The organism is Niallia sp. FSL R7-0271, from assembly GCF_038005785.1.
Taxonomy (GTDB): domain Bacteria; phylum Bacillota; class Bacilli; order Bacillales; family Cytobacillaceae; genus Niallia.
In genome coordinates this window covers 549,303-561,998 of sequence record NZ_JBBOTZ010000001.1, presented here as the reverse complement: position 1 = coordinate 561,998, position 12,696 = coordinate 549,303, and the positions used below count along the sequence as shown (strand labels likewise).

The 12,696-nt window shown below is 38.9% G+C and carries 13 protein-coding genes; 3 read left to right on the top strand and 10 right to left on the bottom strand.

The features are described 5' to 3' along the window. A complete protein-coding gene (locus tag MKX82_RS02870) occupies positions 1-1,230 on the top strand; it encodes an amidohydrolase family protein (RefSeq protein ID WP_341074901.1) in 1,230 nt (409 codons plus the stop codon). A 33-nt stretch (positions 1,231-1,263) separates the two neighbouring features. Next, positions 1,264-2,022 carry an ankyrin repeat domain-containing protein gene (locus tag MKX82_RS02865; protein WP_445738824.1) on the top strand — a complete coding sequence of 253 codons (759 nt, stop codon included), beginning with the start codon at positions 1,264-1,266 and terminating at the stop codon, positions 2,020-2,022. 74 nt (positions 2,023-2,096) lie between these two features. Here MKX82_RS02865 and MKX82_RS02860 read toward each other — a convergent pair whose 3' ends face one another. From MKX82_RS02860 to nirB, 5 genes are read right to left on the bottom strand one after another with little or no spacing between them, the layout of a single operon-like run. Beyond that, entirely contained in the window at positions 2,097-2,897 is an 801-nt protein-coding gene (locus MKX82_RS02860) for a formate/nitrite transporter family protein (protein ID WP_233316339.1), read from the bottom strand. A 12-nt stretch (positions 2,898-2,909) separates the two neighbouring features. Next, on the bottom strand, positions 2,910-3,644 hold the full coding sequence (locus tag MKX82_RS02855; RefSeq protein ID WP_341074897.1) for a sirohydrochlorin chelatase: 735 nt from the start codon (positions 3,642-3,644) through the stop codon (positions 2,910-2,912). Then, positions 3,599-5,074: a uroporphyrinogen-III C-methyltransferase gene (gene cobA / locus MKX82_RS02850; RefSeq protein WP_341074896.1), complete on the bottom strand. Its 1,476-nt coding sequence runs from the start codon at positions 5,072-5,074 to the stop codon at positions 3,599-3,601. Before cobA ends, MKX82_RS02855 begins: the two co-directional genes overlap by 46 nt. A gap of 3 nt (positions 5,075-5,077) precedes the next feature. After that, on the bottom strand, positions 5,078-5,395 hold the full coding sequence (nirD, locus tag MKX82_RS02845) for a nitrite reductase small subunit NirD (protein WP_233316336.1): 318 nt from the start codon (positions 5,393-5,395) through the stop codon (positions 5,078-5,080). Positions 5,396-5,428: 33 nt separating this feature from the next. Next, complete coding sequence (nirB, locus tag MKX82_RS02840; protein ID WP_341074894.1) at positions 5,429-7,834, bottom strand: nitrite reductase large subunit NirB; 2,406 nt, start codon at positions 7,832-7,834, stop codon at positions 5,429-5,431. 415 nt (positions 7,835-8,249) lie between these two features. Between nirB and MKX82_RS02835 the strand changes: the two genes are divergently transcribed. Beyond that, positions 8,250-9,020, top strand: a complete 771-nt coding sequence (locus MKX82_RS02835; protein WP_233316334.1) for an SDR family NAD(P)-dependent oxidoreductase — start codon at positions 8,250-8,252, stop codon at positions 9,018-9,020. Positions 9,021-9,222: 202 nt separating this feature from the next. On the opposite strand, the gene MKX82_RS02830 is transcribed toward MKX82_RS02835, so the two are convergent. From MKX82_RS02830 to srlA, 5 genes are all read right to left on the bottom strand, one after another. After that, positions 9,223-9,894, bottom strand: a complete 672-nt coding sequence (locus MKX82_RS02830) for an HAD family hydrolase (protein WP_341079370.1) — start codon at positions 9,892-9,894, stop codon at positions 9,223-9,225. 23 nt (positions 9,895-9,917) lie between these two features. Further along, entirely contained in the window at positions 9,918-10,589 is a 672-nt protein-coding gene (locus MKX82_RS02825; protein ID WP_233316333.1) for a transaldolase family protein, read from the bottom strand. 103 nt (positions 10,590-10,692) lie between these two features. Continuing rightward, a complete protein-coding gene (locus tag MKX82_RS02820) occupies positions 10,693-11,052 on the bottom strand; it encodes a PTS glucitol/sorbitol transporter subunit IIA (RefSeq protein WP_233316332.1) in 360 nt (119 codons plus the stop codon). Between the two features lie 60 nt (positions 11,053-11,112). After that, on the bottom strand, positions 11,113-12,114 hold the full coding sequence (srlE, locus tag MKX82_RS02815; protein WP_233316331.1) for a PTS glucitol/sorbitol transporter subunit IIB: 1,002 nt from the start codon (positions 12,112-12,114) through the stop codon (positions 11,113-11,115). A 19-nt stretch (positions 12,115-12,133) separates the two neighbouring features. Beyond that, entirely contained in the window at positions 12,134-12,679 is a 546-nt protein-coding gene (srlA, locus tag MKX82_RS02810; RefSeq protein WP_233316330.1) for a PTS glucitol/sorbitol transporter subunit IIC, read from the bottom strand. Between the last annotated feature and the right edge of the window lie 17 nt (positions 12,680-12,696).

Below are 12,696 nucleotides of genomic sequence, written 5' to 3'. Positions count from 1 at the left end.
ATGACACATTCTTCTTATTGGCTGAAAAATGTCCGTTTAGAAACAGGATATCAATTTAAAGACGATATAGTTACTGGCACAAACACATCCATTTTCCATATTCTCATTGAAAACGGAAAATTTGCTGAGATTGTTCCTGAGTCAACATTCATTAGTGATGATGTTATCAAGTATGATGCAAGAAAATCTCTAATGCTGCCAACATTTAAAGAAATGCATATTCACATTGATAAAACTTATTATGGCGGTCCATGGAAAGCTGTTACACCAGCAAAAAACATCTTTGATCGCTTTGCAGAGGAAAAAGAACTGCTGCCTCAACTGCTGCCGACTGCCAAAGAAAGAGCAATGAAAATCTTAGATTTACTGATTGGGTTCGGTTCAACCCATGTCCGCACCCATGTTAACATTGATCCTGTCATCGGACTGAAAAATTTAGAAGCTTCACTAGAAGCTCTTGCTTCCTTCTCGGGAAAGATTTCACATGAGATTGTTGCTTTCCCTCAGCATGGTTTGCTTCATTCTGGTGTAGCGAGTCTTGTCAAAGAAGCACTAACAAATGGTGCTACACATGTTGGCGGAGTGGATCCACATTCAGTCGACGGGAATATAGAAAAATCGTTGAATACGATTATAGAGATGGCCGTTGATACTAATTCAGAGGTGGATATCCATATCCATGACAGAGACCATTTAGGGTTGTTTACAATGAATCGATTGGCTGATTTAACGGAGCAAGCAGGTTTGCACAACAAAGTAACCGTCAGCCACGCCTTTGGATTTGCCGGTGTTCCTGATATAAAAGCTGCTGAACTGGCCGAGCGCTTTGCTCATCTTGGAATCGCAGTGACTACAACAGTCCCTATTGGTAAATTAATCATGCCTATTCCATTATTAACAGAGAAAGGTGTTCCAGTATTACTAGGCACAGACAGCCTTACTGACCATTGGTCCCCGTTTGGCAACGGCGATCATTTAGAAAAGGTTGGCCGTCTCGCAGAGCTTTACGGCTATGTGGATGAATGGTCTTTATCACAGTCACTGCGGTTTGCGACTGGGGGAAAAACACCGTTAAATAAGCAAGGCAAACAAGTTTGGCCAATTGTTGGAGATGATGCTGATATGAATCTTGTTAAAGCATCATGCAGTGCTGAAGCAGTGGCAAGACGGGCAACTAGAGAAGCAGTCTTTTATAAAGGAACATTGCTATCAGGGTCTCTTTCCCGCTAATACCGACAAAGGATAAAGGAGGGAAAATTCTTTTTGCGAACTCTATTAATCTTATTTTTAACCACAATCATTTTGGTTGGTTGTCAAGCAGCTCCAGAACAACAGAAAACGGCTAACCAAGACAAAGAGAACAACTCAGAAGAAACAATGATGAAACATAAGGAGGCTGACTCAGAAGAACCGATGAGTAATCAAGAAAAAGAGCAGTTTTTTCAAGCAGTGGAGACTGGCAATATATCTGAAATTACGAGTTTCATAGAAAAGGGAATCGATATTAACAGTGTCGATCAAGAGGGCCGGACTGCAGCAATGGTTGCTACTGACAACAATGATCCTGAAACAGTAAAGCTTCTGATTGAAAATGGTGCTGATGTTAATATTCAAGATAATATGAAAAATAACCCTTTCTTGTATGCTGGGGCAGAAGGATATTTAGAAATTGTTAAGCTGACTATAAATGCTGGAGCAGATCCAAAGCTGGTAAATAGATTTGGCGGAACAGCATTAATTCCTGCATCTGAGCACGGCTATGTGGATGTTATTAAAGAGCTTCTCGACAACACGGATATAGATGTTAACCATGTTAATAATCTTGGCTGGACAGCTATGCTAGAAGCAATTGTGCTTAGTGATGGCGGGGAAAATCAACAGGAAACAATTCAATTATTAATAAAGCACGGAGCAGATGTTAACATCCCTGACTCGAATGGGGTTACTCCCCTTCAACATGCAAAGGAGCTAGGTTTTACGGAGATAAAAGATATTCTTATAGATGCAGGCGCTAAAAAATAGGAAGAGGGGCAAGTTATAATTGGATAACTTGCCCTCTTCCTATTTTTTTGTGAATAAATTCACATAATATTATATTATGCTTCCTTCTTAAAAGACTTAACAACCGCTTGTGTCTTTTCTGAAATATTATACCAATACGCAGCACCTACAAAAACAGCGCCTCCGATAATATTGCCAAGTGTTACTGGCAGCAAATTAGCAAACATCCCCCCAAAAGAGACTGTCTCAGGATGCGGGATGATTAACGCAATAGATAGCAACGTCATATTTGCAATGCTATGTTCAAAGCCAGAAGTGATAAATGCAAAGAGACACCAAAATATCATAATTAATTTAGCCGTTTCATCCTTGAGCTTGACGGAGCACCATACAGCTAAACAAACTAATATATTACAAAGAATGCCGCGGATAAGCAATTCCATAAAAGGAGCATTCATCTTTGCTGCTGCTCCACTTGTAACAAAATCAGCTACACCGCCAATAGCTAAACCAGAATAACTGAATAATAATGCCACAAGGATAGAGCCGATAAAGTTGCCGATATAGCTGAATCCCCATACTTTGCCCGTGTCTTTCCAGGTCACTTTATTTTCCAGCATCCCAATTGTCATCACCATATTATTGCCAGTAAAAAGATCTGCGCCTGCCATAATCACTAAGCTCAAAGCAATACCAAAGGAGACTCCCATGATAATTTTTGTACCAGCAAACTCAGCTGGAGCCAGCATACCGCCAATTGTAAAAATAAGAATTATCCCTAATCCAACGAAAAAACCAGCAAGCATTGAGCCTACTATATACTTACTTTTGTTTGCATTAAGTGCATTTGTCTTCATTAATGCAGTGTTACTAAAAGCTGTAATTACATCTTTCATGTTAAACACTCCTCATCTTGCTTCATTTCCCCGTTCAGCCATTATTTGCTCTTGCATCCTTTCTAACAGCACCTGCTTCAGGCGTGAATCGTATTGCAGCGGATCACAAAGAATGACCTCTTGGCGGCTGTTCGCAACAGCACTTTCCATTCTTTTTAACAGCATACCTGTAAATAATAGATATGGGACAATATAAATTTTGCTGTACTCTTGCTGAAGTTTATTCAACTCATTAACAAAGTCCGGCTTACCAGCAGTTAAAAAGGCAGTATAGACAGGTGCATCTAATCTGCGGTAAATATGATGGCTCATTTCCAACAGCTTCAGAATTGGTTCAGGATCACTGCTGCCTCTGCCGACAATTAGAATACTTCCTTCATTGTCGATTCGTTTTTCTTGAATTCGTTTTATGACTAAGTCTATCATTTTGGGATGAACATCAAATGGTCTAGAAACATAGAAGTTTACCTCTGGAAATATCACTTTCATTTTAGCTAGCTCTTCTAGAATATCTCTCTTAAAATGAGTTGCCGCAAACAGCAAAACAGGAACTACTAAAATATCTTTTGCTCCGCCTGTAATTACCTTTTTCATTGTTTCAGAAATTGAAGGTGAAACAAGCTCTAAAAAGGCAACTTCTTGAACCTGTATATTCACTTCTTTTTTTACTTCTTCAACAAACGTTGTAAACTGTTTGTTTCCTATAGGCTTAATGCTGCCATGTCCAATGTATACAATTGCGTCCATTCGTGATCACGCATCCATTCTTTTTTATCTAATTCTTGCTGGACCTTCTCATCTACACGCCTGAATCCCATTTGTAATGCATATTTTTTTACTGATTGACCTATTGCAGCAAAAGACAATTCCTTAGGATCTCTTTTAGTATAATAATTCCATTCTTGCAGAAAGAGATCGATTGAGCGTTTATTCGAAAAAACAACTGTTTCCCAAGCATCTTCTGTCAATAATCGTTCATTTATCTCATCAAATCTAGTATCGATATCCACATGATGACTTGGTATTACGAGCAAATTATTCGAAAATGTATTTTCAGTTAATGCCTGCATGTCACCAATTAAAACCGCTTTGCTTCTATCAAAGGATGCCTTATTACTGTGCACTCCTCTTTTTTGCAGCTCTTCACGGACTTTTTCAGACAGATGTTCAATCCGCCGCGGAAGATTCCTTATATCATACCCAGCCTTAAACAGCTGGGAGAATAAGATATCTATTCCTTCCGGAGAAGCAAAAATTAATCTTTCAGCTTCCATCACTATTTGCAATTCTTCATTTGAAAAGGAATAAGGGATTGTTAGTAAAGCAGGAAATGCATAAGCTTCTGCTCCGTTGATTGTAAAATGCCTTTCAAGGATGCTTTCTTCTTGGTCACCTGCAATCAGCAGCTTTCGTTGATAAAAAGGTTTTTTCTCAAACCAAGCAATGCTTGACCGCAGCTTGACCACATCACCAACTATCGTTAAAGCAGGGTTTTTCACATTTGCTTCCGTTACCTTTTCAACAATTGTCTTTAACGTGCCTTCTACCACCCTCTGTTTTCCTAAAGTCCCCCATTCAATAACAGCTGCCTTTGTATTACTAGCATAGCCTTCTAATAGTAACTGCTCGCAGATGTCCGGCAAGCCTTGTACCCCCATATAGTACGCTAGTGTTTCTCCTGCCGCTTCCTGCTTAGGTAAGGATGTTAAACCTTCATTTTTCTTGCATCTATGCCCTGTTCTAATCGTAAAACTATTGCTGTAATCGCGGTGCGTTACTGGAATGCCTGCATAGATGCTCGCGGCAATGCTTGCTGTTATTCCAGGCACTATCTCAAACGGTATATTGTATTTGGCAATTGCTTCTGCTTCTTCGCCGACTCTGCCAAAAACAGAAGGATCACCGCCTTTTAACCGGACTACATATTTTCCCTTTAATGACTCCCTTACTAATGTTTCATTAATCTTTTCTTGCCGCATAATATGATGATTTGGCAGCTTTCCGCAATATATGAAAACACAGTCATTCTTTGTGAAGCGTAAAAGCCGCGGATTGGCGAGACGGTCGTACAAAACAACATCCGCTTTCCGTAAGCACTCCATCCCCTTTGCAGTAATCAAGCCAATATCTCCAGGTCCTGCTCCCACAAATGCTACATACCCCTTGTTTGTTTTCATTTTTTACACCATTACATAAATTTCGTCGTCTTTTATTAATGTTTCATATACTTCTACACAGCCCTCGTCTGGTTTTTGCACGAGCCCTGTAACTAAAGAAATCTTCCAATCATGCAGCGGGCAGAAAACATACTCTCCAGACACAATACCCTCTGCCAAAGGGCCGTTTTGATGTGGGCAGCGGTTCTCTATCGCTCTTACTTCACCATTAGAAAGATGAAATAAAGCAATTGATTTTCCTTTCAGATGCACTTCTTTGCCGATTTGAACTGGCAGATCCGCTTTTTTCATAATTTTCGTCCATTCTTTTGTTGCTGTCATTTTTACTTCCCCCTCCATTTTTATCCTTAACGATTATCCTTTAATTACTTCATACATTTCTCGTTTCGTTTCATCACTCAATATGGAAGACCAAGCCTCTTTATATGTTAATCGCGCCTTTTCAAAACGGCTTACAAACTGTTTAACATTCTCTTCATTTAATAGTGTTTCTTTCACCTTATCAGCGCCTGTGCGCTCTACCCATGGAGCTGTTCTTTCTCCGTAATTCGCATTTTCCCGGTAATATTGTACATATGCTTTTGCAAATGTTATAACCTCTTCTTCTGTTTTAACAGTAGTTAAGCTGTCACACTCTCGAACTTCGGTGCCTCCATTTCCGCCGAAATACAGCTGATAGCCATTTTCTACACAAACAACCCCAAAGTCTTTTGTCAGCACTTCAGCACAGTTACGCGGACAGCCAGTAACTCCCATCTTCATTTTATGCGGCGTATCCACCATCTCTATCGCTTGTTCAAGTTTAATGCCAAGCCCTAAAGAGTCCTTAGTCCCAAAACGACAGAATGTTGAACCGACACAGGATTTGACGTTTCGAAGTGATTTAGAATAAGCATAGCCAGAACGCATTCCTAAGTCTTCCCATACATGTGGTACATCCTCTTTTTTCACTCCGTACAGTCCGATGCGGCTTGCACCTGTAATTTTCACTAACGGAACATTATACTTTTTCGCTGCTTCGCCCAGTTTAATTAATTCGTCTGCCGTCGTTGTTCCGCCATACATCCGAGGGACAACAGAAAATGTACCATCTTTTTGAATATTTCCTTCCATCTTTTCATTCACGAATCTTGATGCTTTATCATCCTCGTATTCTTCCGGGAACAGCATGCGCATATAGTAATTCAAAGCTGGACGACATTTAGAACATCCTTCTTCACTTGCAAACTCAAGAACCATTCGCACTTCCTTCGGTGATTTCAGCTGCTTCTCTTTTATTTGTGCGACTACTTCGTCACGAGTTAATGCTGTACAGCTGCACATTCCTGTCTTTTGCAAAGATGCATCAAAACCGTCTCCAAGGGTATGTGCTAAAATACTCTCTACCATTGGTTTACATTTGCCGCAAGATCCGCCTGCTTTTGTACAGCCTTTCACTTCTTCAAATGTGCTTAGTCCTTGCTCTAGAATGGATTGGACGATTGTTCCTTTTGTTACCCCGTTACAGCCGCACACTGTATCTTCCGCACTCATGCTTGCAACTAAATCTTCTTCTCTTTCCTGACCCGCTTTACTCAAAACAGACGAGCTTGTGTATTCACTGATGTCTGCCTGTTTTTTCAGCATATTAAACAGGCGATTGCCGTCTGAAGCGTCTCCGTAAAGAACAATCCCCACGATTTTATTCTCTGTTACTAAGATTTTTTTGTATAATCCTGCAAATTGGTCATGAACAATAATTGCTTGCGTATTTTCATCTTCATGGATCTTTCCACCTGAAAATAAGTCACAGCCGGCTACTTTCAGCTGAGTAGAAAGCACACTTCCTTGATAGCCCTCACTCTGTCTCCCTGTTATATAATCAGCTAAGACAGTACCTTGCTCATAAAGAGGTGCAACTAATCCATATGCTATCCCGTTATGTTCCGCACATTCTCCGACTGCATAGATAGAAGGATCAGATGTTACCATATAATCATTAACAATAATTCCGCGGTTCACTTCTAAGTCAGCTTCTTTAGCAATTGCAATATTCGGACGAATCCCGACAGCCATCACAACAAGATCACATTCAACAGATGATCCATCTGTGAACGTTAAGCCTTGCACACGGTTCTCTCCATAAATTTCAGCTGTTTGTTTTTCCATCAAAAACTTCATACCTTGTGCTTCCAAATCTTTTCTTAAGAGATCCGCTGCTGCTGCATCCAGCTGCTGCTCCATTAAGGTCGGCAATAAATGAACAACATGGACATCCATGCCACGGTCAATTAACCCTCTTGCCGCTTCTAATCCCAATAAGCCACCGCCAATAACAACAGCCTTTTTATAGTTTTGAGCTGTTTCCAGCATTTTTTCTGTATCTTCAATCGTCCTAAATCCGATAACTCCTTCTAATTCACTTCCGGGAATCGGCAGGATAAAGGCACTCGATCCTGTAGCAATAATTAGCTCATCATAGTTAATGAGTTGGTTTTTATCTGTGACTAGTTCTTTTTTATTTCTATCAATCTTAATAACCTTTTCTCCCGTTATTAAGTGAATGTGATTTTCCTTATACCAGCTCCAGTCATTAATGTAAATATCATCGACCGTCGTCTTTCCTTGCAAAACATTTGAAAGCATAATGCGATTATAGTTTGGATAAGATTCATCTCCAATAATGGTAATATCAAAGCTATCAGTATTTCTCTTTAGTATTTCTTCAACAGTTCGGACTCCTGCCATGCCGTTTCCAATCATGACTAATTTCTTTTTCATTGTCTTCCCCTCCAAGATAAGGACTAGAAAATCGATATGATTGTGAAATAAATCACATATATAGTTGTTACACTTAAACTATAAGTTTTTCAAAACTATATTGAATATTCCCCCCTAAATACAAAACCTTATAAAGAAGTAGTGGAAATGCATCTTTTATAGTTCCATTATATCTGCTTCATTAGGTAGAAAAGACTTAAAAATTCGACGATTTTATGACAACTACTTTCATACCGTTAACCTAATAAAAATTTCCAACGCCGAAAAAGCCTTTAAACACTATTGAAATAAGGCTTTTCATTAGAGATCTTGCGCCATGTTAGCCTATAATAAATAGAGGTTTATTATTCACACAATTGTCACAATATTTACCACAGCAAATTGTAAGCGCTATTTTTTAGAGGAGGTTATCATTTTGTCAAGATTAGCGAACAAAGTAGCCCTTATAACTGGAGGAGCAGGCGGAATTGGGAAAGTAACAGCAAAACGTTTTTTAGAGGAAGGTGCCAAAGTAGTTCTTGTAGATTTATTTCAAGAACCTCTTAATCAGGCAAAAGCAGAATTAGAAGCCTTCGGAGAAGTTATCGTTATACAAGCAGACGTATCCCAAGAGGAAGATGTGAAAAACTATGTAAAGAAAACTGTCGAGAAGTTCGGCAGAATAGATGTCTTCTTTAACAACGCAGGAATCGAAGGTAAAGTAGCTCCAATCACAGAACAAAAAGTAGAAGACTTAGACAAAGTTCTTGCCGTTAACGTTCGCGGCGTATTCTTAGGACTAAAACATGTGTTAGCCGTCATGAAGGAACAAGGAAGCGGAAGTGTTATCAATACTTCTTCTGTAGCCGGACTAAGCGGCAGCCCGAACGTAACACCTTATATCGCATCTAAACACGCAGTCGTCGGCCTAACAAAAGCCACTGCAGTAGAAGTTGCTCCATACAAAGTACGTGTCAATTCCGTTCACCCGTCCCCAGTGAACACAAGAATGATGCGCTCATTAGAAGAAGGCTTCGCACCAGGACAAGCTGAAGCAGCGAAAGCAGACATGGAAAAATCTATTCCATTAGGAAGATACGGAGAATCCGAGGATATCTCCAATCTCGTTCTATTCCTTGCTTCGGATGAAAGTGCGTTTATTACAGGTGTGCAGTATCGGGTTGATGGTGGTATGGGAGCTTTGTGATTTAAATAGAGAAATAGTCAGTTCCTCGTTTTTGTGGAGCTGGCTATTATTTTAATTACATGGAATTATAATTCACTTAAACTTCACTTTTGGAAAAAAAAATAGACACAACCCCTGCAAAGCTTTTACAGGTGTTGGTCTATTTTTTTATCATTATTAATTGTAAAAACATTATCTTATCTTAACTGAAAGTGTCGTCTTTTTACTTCTCTAGCAAGTTAACAGATTTCTCCATACTCTCTATCACTTCTTGCAGTGATCTATCTGCCATACTCGCTAATTTCAAATGATAATTCTCGAATGGAAGATGCTCTGTAATTTTATTTGGAACTACTACACAGTTTAGACCGGCTGCAAGTGCAGCTTTAGAACCATTAGCTGAATCTTCAAATGCTATTGCTTCTTGCGGATTAACTCCTAAAAGCTTGATTGTATTTTTATAAAGCTCTGGATCTGGCTTCACTTTTTTGACATCATCTCTTGTTTGAATAACATCAAAATAATGAAGGATGTCCAACTCCTTTAAAAAATGTTCAACCCAATCCCTATAAGAGCTTGATGCCAAGCCAATCTTTAACCCTAGCTCTTTAGCTGCTTTCAAATAATCCTCGATTCCATCTCGTGCAAAGGGCTTACTCAATTTTGCTTTATGTAAAACAGCTGATTTTTCGATGATTTCGTCTCTTGTTAAAAGCCCATTCGATTGGCTTTGGATAAAATTATAAAGGCTGCTAGAATCAGTGCCAATATGGACAGCATATTCACTTATTGGCAGTTTTCCTGGTTCCATTTCTAAAATATCACAAAAACTTTCATATAAAGCGTATTCTGTATCAATCGTTAATCCGTCAAAATCAAAAACAATCGCTTTTATCATCTGCTTCCCCTTCTTTCCACTTAATCCAAAAGGCTTTTATTTCCGTATAATTCATACCATTCTCTACTGAATGTTTCTACATTCTCTTTAATAGATGGAACTTTAAGAAATGCTTCAATAATGTCTGGAGAAGCTGTAACCCCATGTGCTCCTGCTAGGCAAACCTCTAGTACTTGTTGGGTATTTTTAAAACTTGCTGCTAATACTTCACAATTAAAATTAGATTTTACGAATATTTCTACTATATCTTTGACAACTTGGATACCGTTGCCTGTCAAGTTATCAATTCGGTTCACATATGGAGCTACATAGTTTGCACCTGCTTTGGCAGCTAAGTATGCATTTAAGGGAGTATAAACTGTTGTTGCTAATGTCCGAATTCCAATGCCGCTCAACAATTTAATTGCTTTTAAGCCCTCGCTTGTCACAGGTATCTTGATTACTATATTCCCTTGTAATGACTTCTGAATGTACTTTGCTTCTTCCACTATGTTTTCTGCCTTGTCAGCAATTGTTTGCACAAAAAGTTCCTTCTCTACGCCTAGACTGCTTTGGATTTCTTTTAGTAAAGGTAAAAAAGGTTTGCCTTCTTTAACGATAATACTTGGGTTTGTGGTTACGCCGTCAATAGAATAGTATTCAGTAAGCATTTTAATTTTGTTTATGTCTGCAGAATCAATGAATAGTTTCATATTTCCACTCCCTTTAGGAAAAAATAAAATAGCTTAACTTCCGACGACCATTTATCTGATTACCTAGAAATGTTAAGCTATAAACTTTACTGACAAAAAATAATTAATATATTCGGATGATGTCGCCTTGCTTCACATCAGCTATTTCACTGTCTTCTAAATATAGCGTTCCTGGTAATTCTGGATTCTCCGATCCATCAAATTTGAGAGTGATATGTCCTAGGGCTGTCAGGTTTTTTTCCACTGCATCTCCGACCGATGTAATTGTATAGTTTTTATCCCCTAGTTGAAGTGTATCTCCTGCTTTTATTTCATTGTCAATATTATTTACCGTAATGGATAAGCAATAATCAGCAAGTTCTGCTGGTGCATTTTCTCCAAAAAGAATCAACATTTTGTCGCCAAGAAATGCGGATACTGAAGGACCTATTTTATTAATGACTGTTTCATATTTCTTTTGCATGGTTTTTTACTCCTTTTACTCTAAAATTTTTTGTGCTATTCAAACTGTGTTGTTATATGGTTATTCATAAAGTCCAAAACTAGCAAGCCAAGCGATAAAAACGGTTGGCGCTCCTGTCAAAAACCTGCCATACAGCACAGCCGGCACTCCGACTTCCACTGTCTCAGGCTCTGCCTCAGCTAATCCTAACCCTACGGGAACAAAGTCGGCTGCAGCTTGTGAATTGATTGCAAATAATGCAGGAAGTGCTAAGTGTGGTGGAATATTGCCTTTACCGATTTCTACACCAATTAGCGTTCCTACTACTTGAGCAATAACAGCACCAGGTCCTAAAAATGGTGATAACAGCGGGAAGGAACAAACAAGTGCTATCGCCATCAATCCCCAAACATTACCGATAAATGGTGATAAAATACTTGCAAAAAGATCGCCAATGCCTGTTTCTAAGATAATTCCAATTAGCATGGCAACAAAGGCCATAAATGGAAGGATCGTTTTAATTACAGTATCAATTGCATCTCGGCCTGCTTGATAGAAAACACTTGTGATATTCCCCATTCCCATGCCAACTCTTGCCATTAAACCTTTTGGTTTCTGTTGCTCACTAATTTTTTTGCTGGAATCATATTTATATTCTTTTTCTTCCGTTTTCTCAGCAGGAGTATTCGCTGTGTTTTGCAGCACTTCCCCGTCTGCCAGCTGGATATTATCTTTTTTTACACCTGACACATAGATGTCTTCCGTAATATGTTTCGCCAATGGACCACTTTGACCTGTAGGCATTATATTAATTGTTGGTATGCGTTTTTGCGGGTATAAACCACAACGCAATGTTCCGCCGCAATCAATAATGACACATGCCATTTCTGTTTCAGGAACACTTGTTTTAAAACCATTCACTAATTCACAACCAGTTAATTCAGCAATTTTATCTGCAATATCAGGTTTTTCGCCACCTGTAATATACACAACCTTATTTTTTTCTTCTGTTGGTGTAATGACTAATGGTCCGCCAAATCCGCCTGAACCTTTTGATATTTTAATAGCTTGATATGTTTTCATTTTCCTTCACCACCATTTATTATAGTTTAACAGTATCTTTTAATTTTACATTTTGTTGTTTAGCTACATAGGCTGTCATATAATCTGTGATCCAGCCTCGCAAGAAGTTCGTTACAATCCCAACTAGGAAATAACGAAGAGCTAATTCTGCAGTATCAAAACCTAGTGCCGTAATCCCTGCTGCAACACCTAAGAAAACAAATAATTCTCCTGGGTTAACATGCGGGAATAACCCGTTATGAGTGTGGCATGAATAGGAAGCAGCTGCGTAATAGCTTGGCTTATATTTTTCAGGCAAGAACTTGCCTAATGATAATGTCATTGGATTAGCTAAAATAAATGTACCGATGATCGGTAAGATAAAATAGCGGGTAAATGGGTTTTTCGCAGACTTTCTTGCCAGCTTCTCCACCCTTTCTTCCCCTACCAAACGGACAAGTGCATTCATCGCAACCAGCAGCATGATTAACAAAGGAACAATATCTGTTACCATTCCTATAAATGTCTCGCCCCCATGCCGGAACAAGTCCATAAATTTCTCTGCGCCTTTAATTAAGATATCCATATACTAATCTCTCCTTT